The organism is Pseudomonas fuscovaginae SE-1 (assembly GCF_000364705.1).
In the GTDB taxonomy this organism is placed as follows: domain Bacteria; phylum Pseudomonadota; class Gammaproteobacteria; order Pseudomonadales; family Pseudomonadaceae; genus Aquipseudomonas; species Aquipseudomonas fuscovaginae_A.
In genome coordinates, this window is record NZ_AQOH01000311.1 from 15,354 (window position 1) to 40,348 (window position 24,995).

Genomic DNA, 24,995 nt, shown 5'->3' on the forward strand with positions numbered 1-24,995 from the left:
AACAGCAAGAGTGGAGCACTAATGACTAAGCAGATTTCCAAACTGTTCGCCGCTATGGTTCTGGCCGGTATCGCCAGCCATTCTTTCGCTGCAGACACCATCAAGATCGGCATCGCCGGCCCCAAGACCGGCCCAGTGACCCAGTACGGTGACATGCAGTTCACGGGCGCGAAACAGGCCATCAAGGACATCAACGCCAAGGGCGGCGTCGATGGCAAGAAACTCGAAGCCGTTGAATACGACGATGCCTGCGATCCTAAACAGGCCGTGGCCGTCGCCAACAAAGTGGTCAACGACGGCGTCAAGTTCGTCATCGGCCACCTCTGCTCCAGCTCCACCCAGCCTGCTTCGGACATCTACGAAGACGAAGGCGTGATCATGATCACCCCGGCTGCCACCAGCCCTGAAATCACCGCCCGTGGCTACAAGCTGGTGTTCCGCACCATCGGCCTGGACAGCGCCCAGGGCCCTGCCGCCGGCAACTACATCGCCGACCACGTGAAGCCGAAAGTGGTTGCCGTGCTGCACGACAAGCAGCAATACGGTGAAGGCATCGCCACCGCGGTCAAGCAGACCCTCGAGAAGAAAGGCGTGAAAGTCGCTGTCTTCGAAGGCCTGAACGCCGGTGACAAGGATTTCTCCTCGATCATCCAGAAGCTCAAGCAGAACAACGTCGACTTCGTCTACTACGGCGGCTACCACCCTGAGCTGGGTCTGATCCTGCGCCAGTCTAAGGAAAAAGGCCTGAACGCCAAGTTCATGGGTCCGGAAGGCGTCGGCAACGATTCCATCTCGCAGATCGCCCAGGACGCTTCCGAAGGCCTGCTGGTGACCCTGCCGAAGTCCTTCGACGCCGACCCGGAGAACAAGGCCATCGTCGACGCCATCAAGGCTGACGGCAAGGACCCGAGCGGTCCGTTCGTGTTCCCGGCCTACTCCGCTGTCGAGCTGATCGCCAACGGCATCAAGAACGCCAAGAGCGAAGACACCGCCAAGGTGGCTGCGGCCATCCATGCCGGCACCTTCAAGACCCCGACCGGCGAATTGTCCTTCGACGAGAAGGGCGACCTGAAGAACTTCAAGTTCGTGGTCTACGAATGGCACTTCGGCAAGCCGAAGACCGAAGTATCCCCTCAGTAACTCAGGCCTGACAGGTCAACAAGCCCACTGTTTGCACAGTGGGCTTTGTTTTACGAGGGTTATGGGCCTGACACCCGCGATCCGGGAGCTGGCTCACCTGAAAATCTTAAAACCGTCACCAGCGGTTCGCTGGCAAACGCTCGTGCCAACGTGGCGACAGACCACGCCCGACGGGCCGGAACATGACTCCACCAGTGAAATGCGTATCGGGTTTTTAGGAGCGCTGTAATGCCTGAGATCTATCACTTCTTCCAACAGCTGGTTAATGGCCTGACCATTGGCAGCACCTATGCCTTGATAGCCATTGGCTACACAATGGTTTACGGCATCATTGGAATGATCAACTTCGCCCATGGCGAGGTCTACATGATTGGTTCCTACGTGGCCTTCATCGTCCTTGCCGGGCTGGCCATGATGGGTATCCACTCCCTGCCGCTGCTGATGACCGCCGCGTTCATCGCGACGATCGTCGTGACCAGTGCCTATGGCTACAGCATCGAACGCGTCGCCTACCGCCCCTTGCGCGGCAGCAACCGTCTGATCCCGCTGATTTCCGCCATCGGCATGTCGATTTTCCTGCAGAACACCGTACTGCTGTCCCAGGACTCCAAGGACAAGTCCATTCCCAACCTGATCCCGGGGAGCCTTTCCTTCGGCCCAGGGGGCGCAGAAGAAGTACTGATTTCCTACATGCAGATCCTGGTTTTCGTGATCACCCTGATCGCCATGACCGGCCTGACCCTGTTCATCTCCCGTTCTCGCCTGGGCCGTGCCTGTCGCGCCTGCGCCGAAGACATCAAGATGGCCAACCTGCTGGGGATCAACACCAACAACATCATCGCCCTGACCTTCGTCATCGGTGCCGCCCTCGCCGCGGTCGCCGCCGTGCTGCTGAGCATGCAGTACGGGGTCATCAACCCCAACGCCGGCTTCCTGGTGGGCCTGAAGGCCTTCACCGCCGCCGTACTGGGTGGCATCGGCAGCATTCCGGGCGCCATGCTCGGCGGGTTGGTACTGGGTGTGGCCGAAGCCTTTGGCGCCGATGTGTTCGGCGACCAGTACAAGGATGTGGTGGCGTTCGGTCTTCTGGTTCTGGTGCTGTTGTTCCGTCCGACCGGCATCCTGGGCCGTCCGGAGGTTGAGAAAGTATGAACAGATATCTCAAACAGGCGCTGTTCAGCGCCCTGCTGGTCTGGGCCGTGGCCTTTCCGGTACTCGGCCTGAAGCTGAGCATCGTCGGCATCAACCTCGAAGTGCACGGCACCGGACCGCTGACCCTGACCGTCATCGCCCTGTGCTCGGTGCTGATGTTCCTGCGCGTGCTGTTCAGCGAGCAGGTCGGCGCGATGTTCAAGTCGTCCCGTGGCCCGCTGATTTCGCCCAAGGTCGGTCAGTTCCTGACCCTGCCGAAAACCCAGCGCTGGATCATCATCGGCCTGATCGTGGCCGCGCTGATCTGGCCGTTCTTCGGCTCGCGCGGGGCGGTCGACATCGCCACCCTGATCCTGATCTACGTCCTGCTGGGCCTGGGCCTGAATATCGTGGTGGGCCTGGCCGGCCTGCTCGACCTGGGTTATGTCGGCTTCTACGCGGTAGGTGCCTACAGCTACGCGCTGCTGTCGCACTACTTCGGCTGGAGCTTCTGGCTGTGCCTGCCGGTCGCCGGCCTGATGGCCGCGACCTTCGGCTTCCTGCTCGGCTTCCCGGTGCTGCGCCTGCGCGGTGACTACCTGGCCATCGTGACCCTGGGCTTCGGCGAGATCATCCGGCTGTTCCTGCGCAACCTCACCGACCTCACCGGCGGCCCCAACGGTATCAGCAACATCCCCAAGCCGACCTTCTTCGGCCTGAGCTTCGACCGTAACGCCGCTGAGGGCATGCAGACCTTCCACGAGTTCTTCGGGCTGACCTACAACCCGGTGAGCAAGGTGGTGTTCCTCTATCTGGTGGCCCTGCTGCTCGCCCTGCTCGCGCTGTTCGTGATCAACCGCCTGCTGCGCATGCCGATCGGCCGTGCCTGGGAAGCCTTGCGCGAAGACGAGATCGCCTGCCGCGCCCTGGGCCTGAACCCCACCGTGATCAAGCTCTCGGCATTCACCCTGGGTGCCTGCTTCGCCGGTTTCGCCGGCAGCTTCTTCGCCGCCCGCCAGGGGCTGGTGACCCCGGAGTCGTTCACCTTCATCGAGTCGGCGATCATCCTCGCCATCGTCGTGCTCGGCGGCATGGGCTCGCAGTTGGGCGTGATCCTCGCGGCGATCGTGATGATCCTGCTGCCGGAGCTGATGCGTGAATTCAGCGATTACCGCATGTTGATGTTCGGCGCCATGATGGTGCTGATGATGATCTGGCGTCCCCAGGGTCTGCTGCCGATGCAACGTCCACACATGGAGCTGCGCAAATGAGCCGCGAGATCCTGAAAGTCGAAAACTTGAGCATGCGCTTCGGCGGCCTGCTGGCGGTCAACGGCGTGGCCCTGACCGTGAAAGAGAAACAGGTCGTGGCCCTGATCGGTCCCAACGGGGCGGGCAAGACCACGGTGTTCAACTGCCTGACCGGCTTCTACAAGCCGAGCGCCGGCAGCATCGTCCTCGATGGCCAGCCGATCCAGGGCCTGACCGGCCACGAGATCGCCCGCAAGGGCGTGGTGCGGACCTTCCAGAACGTGCGCCTGTTCAAGGACATGACCGCCGTGGAAAACCTGCTGATCGCCCAGCACCGCCACCTGAACACCAACTTCCTGGCCGGGCTGTTCAAGACCCCGGCGTTCCGCAAAAGCGAGCAGGAGGCCATGGAATACGCCGCGTACTGGCTGGACAAGGTCAACCTGACCGAGTTCGCCAACCGCCCGGCCGGCACCCTGGCCTATGGTCAGCAGCGTCGTCTGGAGATCGCCCGCTGCATGATGACCCGCCCACGGATCCTCATGCTCGACGAACCGGCGGCCGGCCTGAACCCCAAGGAAACCGACGACCTCAAGGCGCTGATCAGTGTGCTGCGCGAGGAGCACGGCGTGACCGTGCTGCTGATCGAGCACGACATGAAACTGGTCATGAGCATCTCCGACCATATCGTGGTGATCAACCAGGGCACGCCGCTGGCCGATGGCACGCCACAACAGATCCGCGACAATCCCGATGTGATCAAAGCCTACCTGGGGGAAGCGTAAATGCTGCAGTTCGAAAACGTTTCCACCTTCTACGGCAAGATCCAGGCCCTGCACAGCGTCAACGTGGAGGTTCGCCAGGGCGAGATCGTCACCCTGATCGGCGCCAACGGCGCGGGCAAGTCGACCCTGCTGATGACCCTCTGCGGTTCGCCGCGGGCCCACAGTGGCAGCATCCGCTACCTGGGTGAAGAGCTGGTGGGGCAGGAGTCCTCGCAGATCATGCGCAAGAGCATCGCGGTGGTGCCGGAAGGCCGCCGCGTGTTCTCGCGCCTGACCGTCGAGGAAAACCTCGCCATGGGCGGTTTTTTCACCGACAAGGGCGACTACCAGGAGCAGATGGACAAGGTCCTGGGCCTGTTCCCGCGACTCAAGGAACGCTTCAGCCAACGCGGCGGCACCATGTCCGGCGGCGAGCAGCAGATGCTCGCCATCGGCCGCGCGCTGATGAGCAAGCCCAAGCTGCTGCTGCTCGACGAGCCGTCGCTGGGCCTGGCCCCGATCATCATCCAGCAGATCTTCGATATCATCGAACAACTGCGCAAGGACGGTGTGACGGTGTTCCTGGTGGAGCAGAACGCCAATCAGGCGCTGAAGATCGCCGATCGTGCCTACGTGCTGGAAAACGGCCGGGTGGTGATGGAAGGCAGCGGCAATGACCTGCTGACCGACCCGAAAGTCCGCGAGGCGTACCTGGGCGGTTGATTCCGCTACGGTGCAACGAGAAAGGCCCCGTTCCGTCGGGGCTTTTCTTTGCCCGGAACATCGTGTCCGTACCCTCGCCGCCCATAATCGATTATGTTGGCCGCACCCCGCCTATCCTCGCGGCCCACGCCAGACAGGCAGGCGCCCTCTTCAATTGGAGATCGACATGAGCAACGCCACCAGCCGTACGCTGTCCGCCGCCACTCTCGCCCTGACCCTGAGTTCCGCCCTGAGCATCGCCGCACTGCCAATGACCGCTCACGCCGAAGACACCGAAAAATGCTTCGGCGTCGCCCCCAAGGGCCAGAACGACTGCGCCGCCGGCGCCGGTACCAGTTGCGCCGGGACTTCCACCCAGGACAATCAGGGCAGCGCCTGGAAACTGGTGCCCAAGGGCACCTGCGAGAAGACCGCCAGCAGTACCTCGCCAACCGGCTTCGGCCAGTTGCAGGCCTTTACCGAAAAAGGCTGATCCCGGTCGAAAATGCCGACTTTCCCGCAAGCCGCAACCACGGTTCAGCAGCTCCCGCCCCGTGCCGGGCTGGGGCTCAAGGCCGAGCACTTCCAGGCGGTACTGGACAGTCGTCCCGAGCTCGGGTTCTTCGAGGTGCATGCCGAGAACTACATGGTCGCCGGCGGCCCATTCCATCACTACCTGGGGCTGATCCGCGAGCGCTATCCGCTGTCGCTGCACGGCGTCGGCCTGTCCATCGGCGGCGAAGGCCCCTTGGACCGGCAACACCTCGAGCGCCTGGCCAGGCTGATCGAGCGTTACCAGCCACAATCCTTTTCCGAACACCTGGCCTGGTCGAGCCACGGCCCGGTGTTTCTCAACGACCTGCTGCCACTGGCCTACGAGCCGACCAGCCTGCAGCGGGTCTGCGAACATGTCGACCAGGTACAGAACACCCTGAAACGCCCGATGCTGCTGGAAAATCCGGCGACCTACCTGCAATTCCAGCGCTCGACCCTGGACGAGACGGACTTCATCACCGAGGTCATCCGCCGCACCGGCTGTGGCCTGCTGCTGGACGTGAACAACGTGCATGTCTCCTGCGTCAACCATCAACGCGATGCACTGGCCTACATCGAGGCCCTGCCATTGCATGCCGTGGGCGAGATTCACCTGGCGGGTTTTGCCGAAGACCGTGACAACCTCGGCGACCGCCTGCTGATCGACGATCACGGCGCGCCGATCGATCCGGCGGTCTGGAACCTGTACCAGCAGGTGCTGGCCAGGACTGGCGCGCAGCCGACCCTGATCGAACGCGACAACCATCTCCCCGCCTTCAGCGAACTGCTCGCCGAAGTCGACAGGGCCCAGGCCCTGCTCGATCGTGCCGAGGTACGCCGATGAGTGGCCAGGCCCCGTTCAGCGCGGCGCTGCTCGACTCGCGACTGCCTTGCCCGCCAGGCCTGTACAGCCAAAACGGCGCCGACCCGGCCAGCCGTTTCGCGGTATACCGCAACAACGTCCAGAGCTCGTTGATCAATGCCCTGGCCGACAGCTACCCGGTGGCCAGGGCCCTGGTCGGCGACGAGTTCTTCCGCGCCATGGCCGCGCTGCATGTCCGCCAGAACCCGCCCGGCAGTCCGATCCTCAATGACTACGGCCGGGACTTCGACACCTTCATCCGCGGCTTCGCGCCAGCGGCGAGCGTGCCTTACCTGGCCGATGTCGTCCGCCTGGAGCGCTTGCGGATCAACGCCTACCACGCTGGCGATACAACGCCCCTGAGCCCGGAACAGATCGCCCCGCACCTGGCCGATCCGCAATCCCTGGGCAGCCTGCTGGTCAGCCTGCACCCCAGCGTCGCGGTACTGGAGTCGCCCTATGCGATGCTGTCCATCTGGCTCGCGCACCATGGCGAAGGCCGGTTGGAGCAGGTCGACCCGGACCAGGGTGAGGCGGCACTGGTGCTGCGTTGCCAGTGGCAGGTCGAAGTGTTCAGGATCGAGCACGGCAGCCTGGTATTCATCCGCGAACTGCTCGATGGCCAGCCGCTGGAAACTGCCATGACCCAGGCCCATGCGGCCAGCCCCGCCTTCGATCCGGCCCGGACGCTGGGCCTGCTGATCCGCCATGGCGCCATTACCCGGCTACAGGCAGCGGCCGCATCCGCCTGATTAGTGTGGTGTTTCAGAAATACCACACTAGGCTCTGCCTGAAAAATCTTGATGCTCGGTGATGCTGCGTTGAAAACCGCCTCGGAATGCTCATTTACTCCAGTAAACTCCGCTTCCTCGGCGGTTTTCGCCTTGCCTAACCTTCGCCTCAAGACTTTTCAGACAAAGCCTAGGGCTCGAGCCGCTCCAGCGCCTCGCTGCTGCGCTTGAACCAGCCGACCAGATAGTCGGCCAGCACCTGGGTGCGTCGGGGCAGTCCACCCTGGTAGGGATGCACCAGGTATGCCGGCATGTCGCGGGTGCGATAGTCGCGCAGCAGCCAGCGCAAACGCCCATCGGCCAGTTCCGTGGCCAAGGCGTAGGACGGCAGCCTGGCTATACCGGCACCGGCCAGCGCAGCCTGCTTCAGCAGGCTGTAGTGGTTGCTGGCGAACGGGCCGGCGACCCGCACCCGCAGCAACTCATGCTGACGATGGTACTGCCACTCCTCGCGGCCACTGTAGTGGCTGTTGAGCAGGCAGCGATGATGGGTGAGTTCCTGGGGCGTTTGCGGTTCACCAAAGGCCTCCAGATAAGCGGGGCTGGCGCAGGTCAGCTCGTTCATCACCAGCAGCGGACGAGCGACCAGGCGCTCATCGCTGCCGATCTCGGTGCGAATCGCCAGGTCGAAGCCCTCGCGCACCAGGTCACGGAAACTGTTGCTCAGGTCCAACTCGATCTGCACATCGGGGTAGTCCCGGGAGAACTCCAGCAGCAGCCCATCGAAGAAGGTTTCGCCAAGGGACACCGGCACCGTCATGCGCACGGGGCCGGCGAGATCGTCCTTGAGCCGGGCCAGCGCCTGGCGCGCACGCTCCACCTGCATCACCAGCGCCTGAGCCTGGGGCAGCAGCGCCGCACCGGCTGCGGTGAGGCTCAGGCGCCGGGTGGTACGGTGCAGGAGCTGCACCGAGAACTGCGTTTCCAGATGGCTGATGCGTTTGGACAACTGTCCCTTGCTGCACCCCAACTGCTGGGCGGCAAGGGTGAAACTGCCGGCCTCGACCAGCACGGCGAAAGCCGCCAGGTCATCCATTTCACTCAAGGAATTGTTTCCAAAAGAAAACCAAAGGTTGCCTATTAGCCCGCTTATCCGCGGAAAAATCCAGCCTAGACTGAACGCTCAACCCTTTACTGGAGCAAGCGCAGGATGAAAATTCTCTTGATTGGTGCCCAGGGCACCATCGGTTCGGCCATCGCAAGGGAACTGGCCCCACGACATGAGATCGTCAAGATCGGGCGCACCAGCGGCGACCTGCACGTGGATATCGGCGACAGCGCCTCGATTCGCCAACTGTTCGAGCGGACCGGCAAGTTCGATGCACTGATCTGCGCAGCCGGCAACGTCAAATTCGCCCCACTGGCCGACCTGACCGAAGAGGATTTCGCCGTGGGTCTGCAGGACAAGCTGATGGGCCAGGTCAACCTGGTGCGGATCGGCAGCGAATACGCCAACGATGGCGCATCGTTCACCCTGACCACCGGCATCCTCAGCCATGACCCGATCCTTTTCGGTGCCTCGGCCAGCCTGGTCAACGGCGCCATCGACAGTTTCGTCAGGGCGGCGGCGATCGAGTTGCCACGGGGCCTGCGGATCAACTCGGTGAGCCCGACGGTGCTGGTCGAGGCGATGGACAAGTACGCGCCCTACTTCCGCGGCTTCAAGCCGGTACCGGCGGTGGACGTGGCCCTGGCCTACGCCAAGAGTGTCGAAGGCCTACAGACCGGCCAGACCTATCGCGTCGGCTGAGCCCTGCTGCAGTCCATCTGCCAACCCTGGCCCCGTGGGAGCCGGCTTGCTGGCGATAGCGCCGGGTCAGACACCCGTGGCGACTGCAGGCCCGGTGTCCGCAGGTTCACCGCAAGGCTTGTGATGCGAACCCAGGCTGGGTAACGTGGCGGCACTTGCCAGGAGACCCGATGATGCGTGCCGCCCGTTCCTTGATGATTTTCGCCCTGCCCCTGTTCGCCGCCGGTTGCCAGATGCTCGCCCCCGGCGGCCCGCACCCCACGGCCGGACTGAACCGCATGCAGGGCGAACTGAGCCGCGTCGATGGCAAGCTGCTGTTCCAGCCTTGTCAGGAACAACGCCGCTTCGTCGTCAACGACAGCGGTAACACCAGCATCGCCCAGCAAGCCGCGACCTTCGCCGGCAAGCCCGGCAAACTGTTCGTCGACCTGCGTGGCAGCTTCTCGTCGAGCAAGGCCGACGGCTCCGACGGCCAGTTGAACCTGCAGCAGCTTTACCGCCTGGAACGCGACACCGGCGGCTGCGCCGACCTCGACTTCCGGCGCCAGACGGTGATCGCCAGCGGCCATGGCCCGGACTGGTCGTTCAAGGCCAGCGGCAAGGGCATGATCCTCGAGCGCGACAAGCAGCCCCCGCTGGTCCTGCCCTACCTGGAAGAGCAATTGGGTGACGGGCGCTTCAGCCTGAGCACCGAAGCCAACAACCAGCACATCGAACTGTGGGTGGCGCCGCAGCGCTGCGTCGACAGCACCAACGGCAGCGTCCGCCACCTCAGCGCCGAATTGCGCATCAACGGCCAGGTTCAGCGCGGCTGCGCCACGTTCGGCGGCGCGCGCAACGACTGATTCGGACCGGCAGTCATTCAAGCCTCACGGAAAACCGCCGTTGAGGCTTATAATCTCCGGTTTGTCGTAAAGCCGGCGCGCCCGCGTGGCCCGCATACTGGACCCTGTCATGTTACGAATCACCGAACTCAAGCTGCCGCTCGACCATCCCGATGAAGACCTGCGCTCGGCCATCGTCCAGCGCCTGGGCATCACCAGCGATGACCTGCTGGACTTCACCGTGTTCAAACGCAGCTACGACGCGCGCAAGAAGTCGTCCGAACTGCTGTTCATCTACACCGTCGACCTGGCGGCACGCAACGAGGCAGCCCTGCTGAAGAAGTTCGCCGACGACCATAACGTCGGCCCGGCGCCGGATGTCAGCTACAAGGTGGTCGGCCAGGCGCCGGCCGACCTGCGCGAGCGGCCGATCGTGGTCGGCTTCGGTCCCTGCGGCATCTTCGCCGGCCTGCTGCTGGCGCAGATGGGCTTCAAGCCGATCATCCTCGAGCGCGGCAAGGAAGTGCGCCAGCGCACCAAGGACACCTGGGGCCTGTGGCGCAAGAGCGTGCTCAACCCCGAGTCCAACGTGCAGTTCGGCGAAGGCGGTGCCGGGACCTTTTCCGACGGCAAGCTCTACAGCCAGATCAAGGACCCGCACCACCACGGCCGCAAGGTTCTGCACGAATTCGTCAAGGCCGGTGCACCGGAAGAAATCCTCTACGTCAGCAAGCCGCACATCGGTACCTTCCGCCTGACCGGCATGGTCGAAAACATGCGCAAGGAAATCGAGACCCTGGGCGGCGAAGTGCGCTTCCAGCAGCGGGTCACCGACCTGCTGCTCGACGGCGACCAACTGACCGGCGTGGTGCTCGACAGCGGCGAACAGCTGCATTCGCGCCACGTGGTCCTGGCCCTGGGCCACAGCGCCCGCGACACCTTCCGCATGCTGCACGGCCGCGGCGTGTTCATGGAGGCCAAGCCGTTCTCCATCGGCTTCCGGATCGAGCACCCGCAGTCGCTGATCGACAGTGCGCGCCTGGGCAAATATGCCGGGCATCCGAAACTGGGTGCCGCCGACTACAAGCTGGTGTACCACGCCAAGAACGGTCGCTCGGTCTACAGCTTCTGCATGTGCCCGGGCGGCACCGTGGTCGCGGCCACCTCCGAGCCGAATCGGGTGGTGACCAACGGCATGAGCCAATACTCGCGCAACGAGCGCAACGCCAACTCCGGCATTGTCGTCGGTATCACCCCCGAGGTGGACTACCCGGGCGGACCGCTGGCCGGTATCGAGCTGCAGGAACGCCTGGAGTCCCACGCCTTTGTGCTCGGCGGCAGCAACTACGAGGCGCCGGCGCAACTGGTCGGCGACTTCATCGCCGGCAAGCCGTCGACCGCCCTGGGCAGCGTCGAGCCGTCCTACAAGCCGGGCGTGGCCCTCGGCGACCTGGCCCTGGCTCTGCCGGACTTCGCCATCGAAGCCATCCGCGAGGCCCTGCCGGCCTTCGAGCGGCAGATCAAGGGCTACTCGCTGCACGATGCGGTGCTGACCGGCATCGAGACGCGCACCTCGTCGCCACTGCGCATCACCCGTGATGCGTCGTTGCAGAGCCTGAACGTCAAGGGCCTGTTCCCGGCCGGTGAAGGCGCCGGTTATGCCGGCGGCATTCTCTCGGCCGGTGTCGACGGCATCCGCATCGCCGAGGCGGTGGCGCGCAATATCCTCGGGATCGAGGCCTGAGGCCCGTCGCGATGAGCTATAGCGTCTCGCCCATCGGTTTCGTGCGCTCCTGCTTCAAGGAGAAATTCGCCATCCCGCGCCAGCCCCAACTGGCGCCGGCGGCACGCGGCGTGGTGGAACTGGTGGCACCGTTCGACCAGGGCGATGCGGTCCAGGGCCTGGAGCAGGTCAGCCATGTCTGGCTGCTGTTCCTGTTCCACCAGGCCCTGGAAGACAAGCCACGGCTCAAGGTCCGCCCACCACGCCTGGGCGGCAACAAGTCCATCGGCGTGTTCGCCACCCGGGCGACGCACCGGCCGAACGGTATCGGCCAGTCGGTGGTCCGGCTGGACAAGGTCGAAGGCCATCGGCTGTGGATCTCGGGGATCGACCTGCTGGACGGCACGCCGATTCTCGATATCAAGCCCTATGTGCCCTACGCCGACAGCGTCGCCACGGCCGTCAACGACATCGCCAGCACGGCGCCGCAACTGATTCCCGTGCAGTGGACGGATGACGCCCGGCAACAGGCCCAGGGGCACGCCCAGCGCCTTGGCGAGCCACTGGTCGAGCTGATCGAGCAGTGCCTGGCCCAGGACCCGCGGCCCGCCTACCAGACACCGACACCGGAGCGTGAGTACGGCGCGCAGTTCTGGGACCTGGATGTCCGTTGGCACTACCCGCAGGCGGGCGTGATCCGCGTGCTGGAAGTCATTCCCGCCCGCTAGGCCCTTGCCATTCCCTCCAGGCACCAGCTCTCCCCCGTGGCGAGCAGGCTTGCCTGCGCTGGGGTGCGAAGCGCCCCTAAAACCCGTGCACGCAGCGTATCAGGCATAACGTGCCCACGGGTTTACGGCTGCTACGCAGCCGAACGCGGGCAAGCCCGCTCGCCACAAGGACGCTTGCCAAAGAAAACCGCTCAGCCCAGAAACGAAAAAGCCCGCGCTGCCTTCCGGCAACGCGGGCTTTTTCCATGCAACGCTTACTTCTCGACGAACGCGCGCTCGATCAGGTAGTCACCCGGCTCGCGCATACGCGGCGAAACGGTCAGGCCGAAGCTGTTGAGCACTTCGCTGGTCTCTTCGAGCATGCTCGGGCTACCGCACAGCATCGCGCGGTCGTCCTGCGGGTTGATCGGCGGCAGACCGATGTCGCGGAACAGCTTGCCGCTGCGCATCAGGTCGGTCAGGCGGCCTTCGTTCTCGAACGGCTCGCGGGTCACGGTGGGGTAGTAGATCAGCTTCTCGCGCAGCGCTTCACCGAAGAACTCGTTCTGCGGCAGGTGCTCGGTGATGAATTCACGGTAGGCGACTTCGTTGACGTAACGCACGCCGTGGCACAGGATCACCTTCTCGAAACGCTCGTAGGTTTCCGGATCCTGGATCACGCTCATGAACGGCGCGAGGCCTGTGCCGGTGCTCAGCAGATACAGGTGCTTGCCTGGCTTGAGGTCGTCCAGCACCAGGGTACCGGTAGGCTTCTTGCTGATGATGATCTCATCGCCTTCCTTCAGGTGCTGCAGTTGCGAGGTCAGCGGGCCATCCGGCACCTTGATGCTGAAGAATTCGAGATGCTCTTCCCAGTTCGGGCTGGCGATCGAGTAGGCGCGCATCAGCGGCCGGCCGTTGGGCTGCTGCAGCCCGATCATCACGAACTGACCGTTTTCGAAGCGCAGCCCCGGGTCGCGGGTGCACTTGAAGCTGAACAGGGTGTCGTTCCAGTGGTGAACACTGAGGACACGCTCGTGATTCATGTTGCTCATTGGGATAGGGCTCCTGGAGATGTGGCCTGCGCTATCAATGAGCGCAATTGCATAGCATTCTAATGGCGGCGACAATATCTGTTAAATGAATTATCAAGATAAGGGTTATCGGTTATATAGATATGCGATTTACTCTCCGTCAACTTCAAGTATTCGTCGCCGTCGCCCAGCAGGAAAGCGTATCACGGGCCGCCGGCCTGCTCGCGCTTTCCCAGTCCGCCGCGAGCACCTCGATCACCGAGCTGGAGCGGCAATCGAGCTGCCAACTGTTCGATCGCGCCGGCAAGCGCCTGAGTCTCAATGCTCTGGGCAAGCAACTGCTGCCCCAGGCCGTGGCCCTGCTCGACCAGGCCAAGGAAATCGAGGACCTGCTCAACGGCAAGTCCGGCTTCGGCTCGCTGGCCGTCGGGGCGACCCTGACCATCGGCAATTATCTGGCGACCCTGCTGATCGGCAGCTTCATGCAATTGCACCCGGAGAGCCAGGTGAAGCTGCATGTGCAGAACACGGCGAACATTGTGCAACAGGTCGCACACTACGAAATTGATCTGGGTCTGATCGAAGGCGACTGCAGCCATCCCGATATCGAGGTGCAGAGCTGGGTCGAGGACGAGTTGGTGGTGTTCTGTGCCCCACAACACCCGCTGGCACGGCGCGGCCAGGCGAACCTGGAAGAGCTGACCCACGAAGCCTGGATCCTGCGCGAACAGGGCTCGGGCACCCGGCTGACCTTTGACCAGGCCATGCGTCATCACCGTAGCGCGCTGAACGTGCGCCTGGAACTGGAACACACCGAAGCCATCAAGCGCGCGGTGGAGTCGGGCCTGGGTATCGGCTGTATCTCGCGCCTGGCCCTGCGCGACGCCTTCCGCCGCGGCAGCCTGGTGGCGGTGGAAACCCCGGAGCTGGACCTGGCGCGACAGTTCTACTTCATCTGGCACAAGCAGAAATACCAGACCTCGGCGATGCGCGAATTCCTCGAGCTGTGCCGCAACCTCACCGCCGGCGTGCGCCGCAGCGATGAGATCGTGTTGCCGACACTGTCCTGACGGACTAGAGCAGGATAACTGCCCAGACCAGGGCAATCATGCTCAAGGCCACGAATTGCGCGGCGCTGCCCATGTCCTTGGCGTTTTTCGACAGGGGGTGGCGGTCGAGGGAGATGCGGTCGATGGCCGCCTCCACCGCCGAATTGAGCAACTCGACGATCAGCGCCAGCAGGCACACGGCGGTCAACAGCGCGCGTTCGACCCGGCTGACGTCGAGGAAAAACGCCACGGGAATCAGGATCACGTTCAACAGCACCAACTGGCGGAATGCCGCTTCGCCAGTGAAGGCGGCACGCAGGCCGTCCAGGGAATATCCCGACGCGTTGAGGATACGTTTTAAACCGGTTTGACCTTTGAAAGGCGACGACATAGGTAGGCAACTGAGCAAAATGGTGGAGGGAAGCTAGTTCAACCAAAGTCAAAAAAGCGTGAATACCGAATGCCTTACTGACTCGAAATTGACTCAAGTTGTTGCAGGAGCAAGGCCGCCTGGGTCCGGGTACGCACCCCCAGCTTGCGGAAGATCGCCGTCACATGGGCCTTGATGGTCGCCTCGGACACACCCAGCTCATAGGCGATCTGTTTATTCAGCAAACCTTCGCAAACCATGGTCAACACGCGGAACTGCTGCGGGGTCAGGCTCGACAGGCCGGCGCTGGCGGCCTTGGCCTCGTCGGACACACTGACGTCCTCGAACGCCTGCGGTGGCCACCAGACCTCGCCGTCGAGGACATTGCGCACCGCTTGCTGAATCACCTCCAGGGAGCTGGACTTGGGAATGAAACCGCTGGCACCGAACTCGCGGGAGCGCACCACCACCGACGCTTCCTCCTGTGCCGAAACCATCACCACCGGGATCTGCGGGTATTGACCCCGCAACAGCACCAGGCCGGAGAAGCCATAGGCGCCAGGCATGTTCAGGTCCAGCAGAACAAGGTCCCAATCGGCTTTCTCGGTCAGGCGGGTTTCCAGTTCGGCGATGCTCGCCACCTCCACCAGCCGCACATCTGGCCCGAGCCCGAGGGTCAACGCCTGGCGCAACGCGCTGCGAAAAAGAGGATGGTCATCGGCGATCAGGATTTCGTATGTGGTCATTTTTCAAATGATCCTGTTTTTAGACGGATATCGATCGGGTCGATACCCGCCAAGGCATCTCGAAGCGACGGCCTGAGAAGGCCATGCGTCAAAGGGCGCGCCACACGCCTGGAGCCCGGAGGAACCGGCGTTCGAACATGTTGCCGCACCCGAATCGGCGCCAAGCATGCCCAGCACGGACGGGGTGGTCAAGTTCGATGCCATGCGGCAAAGTCACCGGCTATCTGACAAGAGTGCCATTATGCGAAGCCAAGCCCTGCGTGCCGATATCCTGATGTTGCTGACCGCCATGATCTGGGGCTCCGGCTTCGTCGCACAAACCTCGGGAATGGAGCATATCGGCCCCTTCCTCTATTCCGGCCTGCGCTTCGCCCTCGGCTCGCTGTGCCTGCTGCCGCTGGTATTGCGCCGCAATCCCCGGCAGATCCGACCCGAGCCGTTTCTCACCCGCGGCCTGCTGCCGGGCGGCATGTTCATGGGGCTGGCCCTGGCATTGGGCATCAACCTGCAACAGGTCGGCCTGCTGTTCACCACCGTGACCAACGCCGGTTTTATCACCGGTCTCTATGTGATTGTAGTGCCCCTGCTCGGGCTGTTCGTCGGCCACAAGACCGGTCTCGGCACCTGGCTGGGGGCGCTGCTGGCGGTGGTCGGCATGTTCCTGCTGAGCGTCGGCGAGCAGTTCCAGGTATCGCAGGGGGACTGGCTGCAACTGATCGGCGCCTTCGTCTGGGGCGGGCATGTGATCCTGGTCGGCGTGTTCGCCAGGCGTCACGATGTGATCCGCCTGGCCTTCCTGCAGTTCGCCACCTGCGCCGTCGCCAGCCTGGTGCTGGCCCTGTGCTTCGAACCGATCCGCTGGCCGGCCATCATCGCGGCCGGGCCGGCGATTCTCTACGGCGGGATCGTCGCGGTCGCCATCGGCTACACCCTGCAGGTCATCGCCCAGAAGGACGCGATCGCCTCCCACGCCGCCATCATCTTCTCGCTGGAAGCGGTGTTCGCCGCCATTGCCGGGGCCTGGCTGCTCGATGAGTCGCTGCACCTGCGCGGCTACATCGGCTGTGCGCTGATGCTGGCCGGCATGCTGGTCGCCCAGCTCTGGCCACGGGCGAGGACTACGGTACAGGCAGAAAAGGCCTGAGTTGCCGGTGAGCCTCGTCGTCGAAGTCCAGCGGCAACTGAAACTTGGCAGCCAGGTAATGGGTGGTGAAGACCTCCAGCAAGGCGCTCACCGCCTCGCCGGCCTGGGTGTCTCCGGCCAGCTCCAGGCACAGGGCGCCGACTTCCGCCGTGCAGAAGTGATCGTCACGCTTGGAGCGGCGCAGCTTATAGCGTGACAGTTGCTCCGACTCCAGACTCAACACCGGGAAACGCTCCAGGTACGGGCTCTTGCGAAACATCTTGCGTGCCTCGGTCCAGGTCGCATCCAGCAGGATGAACAGCGGGCGCTTACCCTCCAGCGGCTGCACGTCGGTCACCACCCGCTCCGGAGCGACGAATTCGCCGGGAAACACGATGAACGGCTGCCATTGCGGATCGTCGAGCAGGGCCAGCAATTGCGGATCGACTTCGGTACGCGACCAACTGAAGGCGCTGGTATCGGCCAGCACGTCGGCGATCAGCCAGCCGGTATTGCTCGGTTTCATCGGTTCGACATCGTGCATCAGCAGGCAGATCGCCGAACGGGCCGGCACCCGGGGGAGCCAGTCACACAGACAGTATTGCGGGATCACACGACACCGTTCGCAGCGCTCGGCCCGCGAGCCGCGGGCGGTGAATGGCGCTTTCGCGCGGGCCAGGCGCTCGGCGCGCAGGCGGGAAACAGCATGGCTCATAGGGGGCCACGCCGGCAGCAGGAAGGGTTGGGCACGAGGAGTACGGCTCACGGCGGTGAAAAGTCCGCGCAGTCTAACAGAGGCTGCCAACGGGTTTGAGCGGCTTGATCTCGGCATTTTCCTTCAGCAGCAAGCTAGTAGGTCCGACAACGGCCCTCTATACTTCGCGACCACTGAACGCACAGCCCGGTAACGGGTCGAAGCACCAGTCACCGAACCAGGAGAGTTGCATGCCGCGCCTTACCGTACCGTCCATCGCCCTTTTGCTGGCGTTGCCTTTCAGTGTCCAGGCGGCATCGCTGAAGGATTTTGAACTGAACAAGATGCTCAAGGACGTCGCGCAGAAGAGCAACGAAACCCTGCCTCGCGAGATCAACGAGCACATCCTGGAAGTTGCCTACACGGTCGAGGACAACCAACTGATCGACCACCTCAGCGTGCAGTCCGACTACGCCCAAAGCATGCGTGACAACCCCAAGGTGGTCTACCTGCAGATGGGTGCCAGCGTCTGCCGCAACGTCAACTACCGCAAGCTGATGGCCCAGGGCGCGATCATGCGCTACGAATTCACCGAGAATAAGAGCAATCGCCCCGTCGCCTCGGTCCGCTTCGTGGAAAGCGACTGCCCGAAAGAAGCACCGGCGAAGAAAAAGTAACTACTGCCGGGCCTGGCGCCGCTGTTCATCATCGGCGCGCAGTTCCGCCACCAGCGCTTGCAGGTAGCGCGAACGCCGATCCGCGCCCTCCAACCGCCGCAGGCATTCCTCCTCGAGGCTGAGGTCATTGGCCTGCGCAGCCATTCTTAACAGCTGATACAACTCGGTATCGACTTCCAGTGTCACTCTCTCCATTACCCGCCTCCGTACGCCGCACCTGAACCGGTCCATCCCGATGCGACGTTTCCGCTCGACCCGAGATCAAGTAAATCAGAGCCGCGCTCCCGAGGCAGGGCTTCTGACGAGCGGCACAAATCATCCGCAATGAAACAACAAGCGGTTGCCGGCAAGGCTGGCTGGGGCCATGATCAATTCGCCAGTTGTCATGCAAAGGCATCAGACTGGAGGTACAGCGACACATGCAGTGTCGCGGCGACGGCGACGATTTCGACCGCGCCAGAGGTTCTGTGTAGAAGGAGACATGACATGCCTTACGAACCGAATGACTTGCTGTCCCGTCATTTCCAGAACAACGGTGTCGACCTCACGAAACAGGTCGAAGAACAACTCGAACAGATTGCCCCCAACAGCCCCAACCTCCCGCTTTACCGTGACATGATGCTGACCGTCCTGCGCATGGCCCAGGACGATCGCAATCGCTGGAACGCCAAGATCGTCCTGCAGGCCCTGCGCGAGCTGGAGAACGCCTTCCGCGTGCTCGACCAGTTCAAGGGGCGCCGCAAGGTCACCGTTTTCGGCTCCGCCCGGACGCCGATCGAGCATCCGCTGTATGCCCAGGCCCGCGAACTGGGCGCGGCCCTGGCCAAGTCCGACCTGATGGTCATCACCGGTGCCGGCGGCGGCATCATGGCCGCAGCCCACGCCGGAGCGGGCCTGGAGCACAGCCTCGGTTTCAACATCACCCTGCCCTTCGAGCAGCATGCGAACCCGACCGTCGACGGCACCGTCAACCTGCTGTCGTTCCACTTCTTCTTCACCCGCAAGCTGTTCTTCGTCAAGGAAGCCAACGCCCTGGTGCTATGCCCCGGTGGTTTCGGCACTCTCGATGAAGCCTTGGAAGTCCTGACGCTGATCCAGACCGGCAAGAGCCCACTGGTGCCGGTGGTGTTGCTGGATGCTCCCGGCGGCACCTTCTGGCAGAGCGCCCTCGACTTCATCCGCAACCAGCTGGAGGCCAACCGCTACATCCTCCCCAACGACCTGAAACTGGCTCGCCTGGTCTACAGCGCCGATGAAGCCGTGGCGGAAATCAACCAGTTCTACAGCAACTTCCACTCCAGCCGCTGGCTGAAGAACCAGTTCGTGATTCGCATGAATCATCCGCTTACCGAACAGGCGCTGGCCCAACTCGACGAGCGGTTCGCCGACCTGTGTGTCAGTGGTGGTTTCCATCAGCATGGCTATGCCGGCCAGGAACACGATGAGCCACAATTCAGCCACCTGTGGCGGCTGGCGTTTCACTTCACGGCACGGGATCAGGGACGCTTGCGGGAACTGGTGGACTTCATCAACCTGTCGGAAAACTGGAGCAAGCCGGCGGTCACGGCGCAGCCGCGCGTACGGGAGCCGATCAAGGCGACCTGATCAGTCATCCAGCCCTCGGCCGCTCAACAGGCGGCCGATCATGTCCATGGAATACCCCCGATAACTGAGGAAGCGACCCTGCTGGGCACGCTCGCGGGCATCGGCGGGCAGACGCCCGGCGAACTTGCGCCGCCAGGTTTCTTCCAACTGTGCCTGCCAGTCAAGGCCGCTTTCGCGCAAGGCCAACTCGATATCGACGCGCTGCAAGCCACGCTGGCTCAACTCGTCGCGAATGCGTAGGGGGCCGTAGCCGGAACGGGCACGGTAGGAAACGAAGCTTTCGAGGTAACGGGATTCGGACAGCAGCCCCTCTTCCGTCAGACGGTCGAGTTCGCTGTCGATCATTTCAGGCGGGGCGCCGCGCTGACGCAACTTGCGCGTCAGCTCGACTCGACTATGCTCGCGTCGCGCGAGCAGATCCATTGCAGCACGCCGTACGGCGACCGGGGTATCCAGTACGGCGCTCATCGGCTCACTCAGATATCGGCGTCAGCCAGATCGTCTTCGGTTTCGTCGGCCGTGGCGCTGCCTTTGAAGTCCGCCGGAGCATTGGTGTTCAGCAGCTTGTCACGCAGTTGCTTCTCCAGCGCGGCGGCGATGTCCGGGTTCTCCGCCAGGAACTTGGCCGCGTTGGCCTTGCCCTGACCGATCTTGCTGCCGTTGTAGCTGTACCAGGCACCGGACTTCTCGACGAAGCCGTTCAGTACGCCCAGGTCGATCATCTCGCCGTTGAGGTAGATGCCCTTGCCGTACAGGATCTGGAACTCGGCCTGACGGAACGGCGAAGCCACCTTGTTCTTCACGACCTTGACCCGGGTTTCGCTGCCCACCACTTCGTCGCCTTCCTTCACCGCGCCGGTACGGCGGATGTCCAGGCGGACCGAAGCGTAGAACTTCAGCGCGTTACCACCGGTGGTGGTTTCCGGGCTGCCGAACATCACGCCGATCTTCATGCGGATCTGGTTGATGAAGATGACCAGGCAGTTCGCGTTCTTGATGTTACCGGTGATCTTGCGCAGCGCCTGGGACATCAGGCGAGCCTGCAGGCCCACATGCATGTCGCCCATCTCGCCTTCGATCTCGGCCTTTGGCACCAGGGCTGCCACGGAGTCGACGATGATCACGTCGACCGCGTTGGAGCGCACCAGCATGTCGGTGATTTCCAGGGCCTGTTCGCCGGTGTCCGGCTGGGAAACCAGCAGGTCGTCGACGTTCACACCCAGCTTGCCGGCGTATTCCGGATCCAGGGCGTGTTCGGCGTCGACGAAGGCGCAGGTGGCGCCGGCTTTCTGGGCCTGGGCGATCACGGAAAGCGTCAGGGTGGTCTTGCCCGAGGACTCCGGACCGTAGATCTCGATGATCCGGCCTTTCGGCAGGCCACCGATGCCCAGGGCAATGTCCAGGCCCAGGGAGCCGGTGGAGATCGAAGGAATAGCCTGGCGCTCATGATCGCCCATACGCATCACGGCACCCTTGCCGAATTGACGTTCGATCTGACCCAAGGCCGCAGCCAAGGCTTTCTTCTTGTTGTCGTCCATTAAAGTCCTCACGTAATCAATAAGGCCTGTGACGGCCAACACCTGTATAAGTAGCCAGTATTATTCCACAGCCTTGGCGACTCGCCTACCCCTGATTTGCGATTTCTGCTTCCGCCCGTCGCAACAACCCTTCGAGGGCGGCCTGCACGGTCTGGCGCCGGACCGCGTCACGGTCACCATCGAACTGGCGACGCTCGGCGCTCACCTGGTCGCCCACGCCCCAGGCCATCCAGACGGTGCCTACCGGTTTCTCGACGGAACCGCCATCCGGCCCGGCGACGCCACTGACGGCCACGGCGTAGCGCGCCGCGCTGTGGGCCTGGGCACCACGGACCATGGCCTCGACCACCTCGCGGCTGACAGCGCCGACCTGGCCGAACAATGCCTCGGGCACCTGCAACTGGCGGGTCTTCTGCTGGTTGGAGTAGGTCACGTAGCCGGCCTCGAACCAGGCCGAACTGCCGGGAATCCGCGTGATCGCCTCGGCAATGCCACCGCCGGTGCAGGACTCGGCGGTGGTGACCTGGGCCTTGAGGGTCTGCAGGCGCTTGCCGAGTTCGGCGGCAAGCCGGGTGATGTCGTCCACGTTGCTCTCCTGTCCAAAGATAAACCGCGCCCGGCTTTTCTGTAGGAGCCGGCTTGCTGGCGATCCGCCGAAGGCGGCCATTCGGCCCCCCCAGTGACAGTACTCCCGCAATCGCCAGCAAGCCGGCTCCCACAAGGATCGGCGGCGGCTGTGCAAGATGAACACCCTACACGAGCGCATCGGGCTTTCAAGCCACGCTTTGCATCAGGATGTCAGCGCGAGACCTTTTCGGCATATGCCTGGCAGGCCTGCAAGGCGATCAGGGCGCGGTCGCCGTCGTCGGTGATGGCGACAATTCGTTGAGCATGCGCCGGGTCAAGTCGGGCGCGTGGGGCTGCATGAACCACGCCGCTGGCGGCGGTGGTGGCAGGCAGCGCACAGCCGCTGGCGGGGTCGCTGCGGTCGAGGAGGACTGACAGCCGCAGATCGGCAGTAGCCAGGCGATCACGCAGGCGAGCCTGATCCTGTTGCACATCGTTCAGTTCCTTCGAGTGGGTTTGATCGCTGGCCTGGAGCTGTTGTTCCAGGGCCAGACGCTTGTCCTGCTCGGCACGCTGTTGCGTCGCCGCGGCAAGGGAAATCTGTTGAAGCGCATCGGCCTGCAACCGGGCCTGATGCTCCAGTTGCAGGCCGTAACGCAAGCCTTGAATCCGCCAGGCCAGTGCCGCCGAACCGCCGGCCACCAGGGCCAGCAGCACGACGACAGCGAACAGGCGGTAAGGCGCCGGGATCAGGTCGAGGAGGCGCATAGCACCGCCCTCGCCCGCGCCCAGAGTTGCAGGCGGTCATCGAGGCCATTCAGGCCGCCGTTGATCCTGCGGGTGATACTGTTGAACTGGTCGGCATCGGCCAACCCGTTCAACCCTTGCTGCTCCCAGAACCAGGCCGCCGACTCGGCGGCCCATTGCGGCTGCTCCAGCAGCTCCGGCTGTTGCAGCAGACGCTCGTCGCCGAACAGCGCGAGGCTGCATTGACGGTAGTTGCTGCGACCGGTGACCTGGATCAGCCCGCGACCGCGATAGCGCTGGCCATCGCCGTCGGCGTCCGGGGTGTTGCCCAGGCGCAGGGCCAGGGTGCCCGTATCGTACTTGCTCAGGTACTGGTCACTGCCCAGCTCACGCACGTAGCGCAGTTGCGCGGACTCATGGCCGATCTGGGCCAGGAAGGCGGCGATGCGCTTGGGGGTGGTGATGTCGTGCCGGGACATGGCGGTGTTGAGAGCAGGTATGAAAACGCCGGCTTTGGGGCCGGCGTTGGGCATGATTTTCAGCAGTTGCGACTCGGTGAGAAGCATTCAGGAGTCTCCGGAATGAACGATGAGTAGCGGCTCCCTCGCGAGAATCACTGCTCAGCCTCAACCAGCCAGGACGGAGCGGCCGGGCGCTGTTCAGAAGCGGGAAACGCATTGGACTGAGGCCAGTCACGCAATGCCTGAACATAAGTCAGCAGTTCCCGGAATTGCTCACCACTGAGTGTCGTAGCGAGATCGAGATCGACTTCGTCACGATGGCGCTCGCGCAACCACCGGACTCGGCCAATTTCAATATCGCGCCACTGACGTTCAGCAGTTGCCCGCTCAGCGCTCCCGATCACAGGTGCAACCAACGGTGCCGAGGCATCTGCCTGATGCCAGCCTACCTGGACATTCGCTTCACACTCGACCCAGCGGAGCGACTCGTGAAAGGGAGGCAACTCGTCAATGTCCAGCCGTTCTACAACATAACCGCCTTCAAGGCGTGCGAAGTACTTCATACTCACCTCCATTTCACCAGGATCATTCCATTACCACCGGCAGCACCGACAAAGTTGGGGCCATCCCCACCACCGCCGCCGCCTCCAGGCGTGTTACCAGGGTTACCCACCGCCGAAGATCCACCCGGCCCACCACCACCTCCACGAGGTGCCATGCCGCCAGCGCCGCCGACCGTATATTCACTGGGCTTGCCGGAATCACCGACGAGGTTTAGATCGCCACCGAATCCCCGACCACCGGCCGATCCAGGAGAGGAACCGGTGCCGATCTGGCCGATGTTGCCGCCTTCCGCGCTGCAGTAGGTACCAAACGAACTCGTACCGCCTCCACCACCAGGGGCACCTGCAGCACCTGCCGCTCCGCCAGCACCTACGGTAACCTTGATGACGGTACCTGCCACTAGACCGCTGAGACGCTTATAGGCATAACCACCACCGGCACCGCCGCCGCCGCCCGAGGAACTGGAACCGCCACCTGCACCACCTGCGCCAGCCCCCCAGACCTCGACCTCGAAAATCGAGTCGGCCTTGGCGCCTTCCGGCACAACGAAGTTCGTCACACCGGGAACGGCAAAGATCGCCAGACCGGAAGCCATAGGTTTCTGATTCTGGATTTCCTGCAGCAGCGCCGCGATATCGATGTTTCCCTGGTTGATCGGAGCACTCCAGGCCTTGATGCACCACATCACCGATAGGTTGCGCGGCCGAGTCTCTGAAGACGTACGCGGTACACCGTTTACACCGTCAGTTTTAGGAGAGGTGACTTTTTCACCCTGCATGACGACGCCATCACTACCATGAATCGTATTTACCGCCGAACCTGCCGCAGCATCGCCAGCGGGCGGACTACTGGTGATGTCATGGTGGTGCCCCTGAAATGCGTCAAGCTGGAATGTACCAAGACCCCGACTGGCATCCACTCCGCGCCCGTGGTCCCAACCTCGCAGGAATTCGCCACGCGACTCCGGCAATCGAAAGTACCCTGCCGCTTCCGAACCATCGTTGAACGTCGTACCCAAGTAGGCGTAAAGATCCGGGTAGGCCGCAATGCTCTGCACACTGTGGTCAGCCTCAAGAAAACCTGGCGGCACCGTCCCCTTTGGAAACGGCACCATGGAACCCACCGGGAGCGAGGATGCCTTTCTCACCAGCGCTTCCACTTCATCCTTGGTATAGGCATTGGTAATCCCATACTCGGCCAGCGTTGTGCGAACCTTCTCCGGCGGCAGCGAACTTTGAATAATCGTCCGAATGGCGATCAGCAACTGGTCGTGAGCCGCCTCGGACGGTTCAAGCCCGCCAGCCTGGACAATACTCAGCAACTCGTCCGTCACCAGGTTCCCCCAGCTCGCCGGAATCAGCGAACCGGGAGCACCGGTAAACGGGTTATCATCAACAAACTTACCATTCGACAGCCCGACTCCGGGCACACTTTTTGGATAATCCATTTACATCTCCTCTAACCATCATTTATATGCACCCTCCATTTGACAACGCAGGTGCATCGTCCGAGGCGTTCTTGCCTCAGAATCCTTGAGCCAATAATTTCAAAAACCAAAACAACCTCCTCAACTTATAAAAATCGTAGGATACAGGTATTGGCATTACCACATCACCACTACGAGAAAGATCAACTCCAGATA

General features: G+C 62.9%; 29 protein-coding genes. 16 read left to right on the forward strand and 13 right to left on the reverse strand.

Annotation, left to right across the window (positions count from 1 at the left end; genetic code table 11):
• The first annotated feature begins 21 nt into the window (after nt 1-21).
• The 8 genes from K675_RS0124615 (at nt 22) to K675_RS0124650 (ending at nt 7,135) form a co-directional block, all read left to right on the forward strand.
• The gene (locus K675_RS0124615) at nt 22-1,140 is read left to right on the forward strand and encodes a branched-chain amino acid ABC transporter substrate-binding protein (protein WP_017906128.1); all 1,119 of its coding nucleotides are present in this window, start codon (nt 22-24) and stop codon (nt 1,138-1,140) included.
• A 228-nt stretch (nt 1,141-1,368) separates the two neighbouring features.
• Nucleotides 1,369-2,292, forward strand: a complete 924-nt coding sequence (livH, locus tag K675_RS0124620; protein WP_017906129.1) for a high-affinity branched-chain amino acid ABC transporter permease LivH — start codon at nt 1,369-1,371, stop codon at nt 2,290-2,292.
• A complete protein-coding gene (locus tag K675_RS0124625; RefSeq protein WP_017906130.1) occupies nt 2,289-3,542 on the forward strand; it encodes a high-affinity branched-chain amino acid ABC transporter permease LivM in 1,254 nt (417 codons plus the stop codon). The genes livH and K675_RS0124625 overlap by 4 nt, the downstream gene beginning before the upstream one ends.
• Entirely contained in the window at nt 3,539-4,306 is a 768-nt protein-coding gene (gene livG / locus K675_RS0124630; protein ID WP_017906131.1) for a high-affinity branched-chain amino acid ABC transporter ATP-binding protein LivG, read from the forward strand. The genes K675_RS0124625 and livG overlap by 4 nt, the downstream gene beginning before the upstream one ends.
• Nucleotides 4,307-5,008: an ABC transporter ATP-binding protein gene (locus K675_RS0124635; RefSeq protein ID WP_017906132.1), complete on the forward strand. Its 702-nt coding sequence runs from the start codon at nt 4,307-4,309 to the stop codon at nt 5,006-5,008.
• A 166-nt stretch (nt 5,009-5,174) separates the two neighbouring features.
• Entirely contained in the window at nt 5,175-5,480 is a 306-nt protein-coding gene (locus K675_RS0124640; RefSeq protein WP_017906133.1) for a DUF2282 domain-containing protein, read from the forward strand.
• 12 nt (nt 5,481-5,492) lie between these two features.
• Nucleotides 5,493-6,365, forward strand: a complete 873-nt coding sequence (locus K675_RS0124645) for a DUF692 domain-containing protein (protein ID WP_017906134.1) — start codon at nt 5,493-5,495, stop codon at nt 6,363-6,365.
• Nucleotides 6,362-7,135 carry a DNA-binding domain-containing protein gene (locus K675_RS0124650; protein WP_017906135.1) on the forward strand — a complete coding sequence of 258 codons (774 nt, stop codon included), beginning with the start codon at nt 6,362-6,364 and terminating at the stop codon, nt 7,133-7,135. Before K675_RS0124645 ends, K675_RS0124650 begins: the two co-directional genes overlap by 4 nt.
• Before the next feature lie 169 nt (nt 7,136-7,304).
• Here the strand turns inward: K675_RS0124650 and K675_RS0124655 are convergent, their stop codons facing one another.
• A complete protein-coding gene (locus tag K675_RS0124655) occupies nt 7,305-8,219 on the reverse strand; it encodes a LysR family transcriptional regulator (protein ID WP_026145512.1) in 915 nt (304 codons plus the stop codon).
• A gap of 105 nt (nt 8,220-8,324) precedes the next feature.
• Here K675_RS0124655 and K675_RS0124660 point away from each other — a divergent pair, with 105 nt between their 5' ends.
• The 4 genes from K675_RS0124660 to tsaA all read left to right on the forward strand — a co-directional run bounded on the left by K675_RS0124660 (nt 8,325) and on the right by tsaA (nt 12,199).
• On the forward strand, nt 8,325-8,924 hold the full coding sequence (locus K675_RS0124660; RefSeq protein ID WP_017906137.1) for a short chain dehydrogenase: 600 nt from the start codon (nt 8,325-8,327) through the stop codon (nt 8,922-8,924).
• A gap of 170 nt (nt 8,925-9,094) precedes the next feature.
• Complete coding sequence (locus K675_RS0124665) at nt 9,095-9,769, forward strand: COG3650 family protein (RefSeq protein WP_017906138.1); 675 nt, start codon at nt 9,095-9,097, stop codon at nt 9,767-9,769.
• A gap of 109 nt (nt 9,770-9,878) precedes the next feature.
• Nucleotides 9,879-11,492, forward strand: a complete 1,614-nt coding sequence (locus K675_RS0124670) for an NAD(P)/FAD-dependent oxidoreductase (RefSeq protein WP_017906139.1) — start codon at nt 9,879-9,881, stop codon at nt 11,490-11,492.
• Nucleotides 11,493-11,503: 11 nt separating this feature from the next.
• Nucleotides 11,504-12,199, forward strand: a complete 696-nt coding sequence (gene tsaA / locus K675_RS0124675) for a tRNA (N6-threonylcarbamoyladenosine(37)-N6)-methyltransferase TrmO (protein ID WP_017906140.1) — start codon at nt 11,504-11,506, stop codon at nt 12,197-12,199.
• A gap of 254 nt (nt 12,200-12,453) precedes the next feature.
• Here the strand turns inward: tsaA and fpr are convergent, their stop codons facing one another.
• Nucleotides 12,454-13,233 carry a ferredoxin-NADP reductase gene (fpr, locus tag K675_RS0124680; protein ID WP_016966062.1) on the reverse strand — a complete coding sequence of 260 codons (780 nt, stop codon included), beginning with the start codon at nt 13,231-13,233 and terminating at the stop codon, nt 12,454-12,456.
• A 122-nt stretch (nt 13,234-13,355) separates the two neighbouring features.
• On the opposite strand from fpr, the gene K675_RS0124685 reads away from it, so the two are divergent.
• Entirely contained in the window at nt 13,356-14,282 is a 927-nt protein-coding gene (locus K675_RS0124685) for a LysR family transcriptional regulator (protein WP_017906141.1), read from the forward strand.
• 4 nt (nt 14,283-14,286) lie between these two features.
• Here K675_RS0124685 and K675_RS0124690 read toward each other — a convergent pair whose 3' ends face one another.
• Entirely contained in the window at nt 14,287-14,652 is a 366-nt protein-coding gene (locus K675_RS0124690) for a diacylglycerol kinase (protein ID WP_017906142.1), read from the reverse strand.
• A 74-nt stretch (nt 14,653-14,726) separates the two neighbouring features.
• Nucleotides 14,727-15,377: a response regulator transcription factor ErdR gene (gene erdR, locus K675_RS0124695; protein WP_017906143.1), complete on the reverse strand. Its 651-nt coding sequence runs from the start codon at nt 15,375-15,377 to the stop codon at nt 14,727-14,729.
• A 241-nt stretch (nt 15,378-15,618) separates the two neighbouring features.
• Here erdR and K675_RS0124700 point away from each other — a divergent pair, with 241 nt between their 5' ends.
• Nucleotides 15,619-16,521, forward strand: coding sequence for a DMT family transporter (locus K675_RS0124700; protein WP_017906144.1), 903 nt, complete (start codon nt 15,619-15,621; stop codon nt 16,519-16,521).
• Here K675_RS0124700 and K675_RS0124705 read toward each other — a convergent pair.
• Nucleotides 16,496-17,215: a tRNA-uridine aminocarboxypropyltransferase gene (locus K675_RS0124705; protein ID WP_017906145.1), complete on the reverse strand. Its 720-nt coding sequence runs from the start codon at nt 17,213-17,215 to the stop codon at nt 16,496-16,498. The genes K675_RS0124700 and K675_RS0124705 overlap by 26 nt on opposite strands.
• 230 nt (nt 17,216-17,445) lie before the next feature.
• Here K675_RS0124705 and K675_RS0124710 point away from each other — a divergent pair, with 230 nt between their 5' ends.
• A complete protein-coding gene (locus tag K675_RS0124710; protein ID WP_017906146.1) occupies nt 17,446-17,871 on the forward strand; it encodes a PA3611 family quorum-sensing-regulated virulence factor in 426 nt (141 codons plus the stop codon).
• Here K675_RS0124710 and K675_RS0124715 read toward each other — a convergent pair whose 3' ends face one another.
• Nucleotides 17,872-18,066, reverse strand: coding sequence for a hypothetical protein (locus K675_RS0124715; RefSeq protein ID WP_026145514.1), 195 nt, complete (start codon nt 18,064-18,066; stop codon nt 17,872-17,874).
• A 291-nt stretch (nt 18,067-18,357) separates the two neighbouring features.
• On the opposite strand from K675_RS0124715, the gene K675_RS0124720 reads away from it, so the two are divergent.
• On the forward strand, nt 18,358-19,476 hold the full coding sequence (locus K675_RS0124720) for an LOG family protein (RefSeq protein WP_017906148.1): 1,119 nt from the start codon (nt 18,358-18,360) through the stop codon (nt 19,474-19,476).
• On the opposite strand, the gene recX is transcribed toward K675_RS0124720, so the two are convergent.
• The 7 genes from recX to K675_RS33930 form a co-directional block, all read right to left on the reverse strand.
• On the reverse strand, nt 19,477-19,944 hold the full coding sequence (gene recX / locus K675_RS0124725; RefSeq protein ID WP_017906149.1) for a recombination regulator RecX: 468 nt from the start codon (nt 19,942-19,944) through the stop codon (nt 19,477-19,479). It lies immediately after the preceding gene.
• Between the two features lie 8 nt (nt 19,945-19,952).
• Nucleotides 19,953-21,014 (reverse strand): recombinase RecA, encoded by a 1,062-nt coding sequence (gene recA, locus K675_RS0124730; protein WP_017906150.1) that lies wholly within the window; start codon nt 21,012-21,014, stop codon nt 19,953-19,955.
• Nucleotides 21,015-21,099: 85 nt separating this feature from the next.
• The gene (locus tag K675_RS0124735; RefSeq protein WP_017906151.1) at nt 21,100-21,600 is read right to left on the reverse strand and encodes a CinA family protein; all 501 of its coding nucleotides are present in this window, start codon (nt 21,598-21,600) and stop codon (nt 21,100-21,102) included.
• Nucleotides 21,601-21,812: 212 nt separating this feature from the next.
• Nucleotides 21,813-22,349, reverse strand: coding sequence for a lysis system i-spanin subunit Rz (locus tag K675_RS34350; protein WP_017906152.1), 537 nt, complete (start codon nt 22,347-22,349; stop codon nt 21,813-21,815).
• Nucleotides 22,331-22,894 (reverse strand): glycoside hydrolase family 19 protein, encoded by a 564-nt coding sequence (locus K675_RS0124745; RefSeq protein WP_017906153.1) that lies wholly within the window; start codon nt 22,892-22,894, stop codon nt 22,331-22,333. The genes K675_RS34350 and K675_RS0124745 overlap by 19 nt, the downstream gene beginning before the upstream one ends.
• A 47-nt stretch (nt 22,895-22,941) precedes the next feature.
• Nucleotides 22,942-23,352, reverse strand: a complete 411-nt coding sequence (locus K675_RS0124750) for a phage tail assembly chaperone (RefSeq protein ID WP_232434475.1) — start codon at nt 23,350-23,352, stop codon at nt 22,942-22,944.
• Between the two features lie 2 nt (nt 23,353-23,354).
• Nucleotides 23,355-24,800, reverse strand: coding sequence for a phage tail protein (locus K675_RS33930; RefSeq protein WP_017906155.1), 1,446 nt, complete (start codon nt 24,798-24,800; stop codon nt 23,355-23,357).
• Nucleotides 24,801-24,995 lie beyond the last annotated feature (195 nt).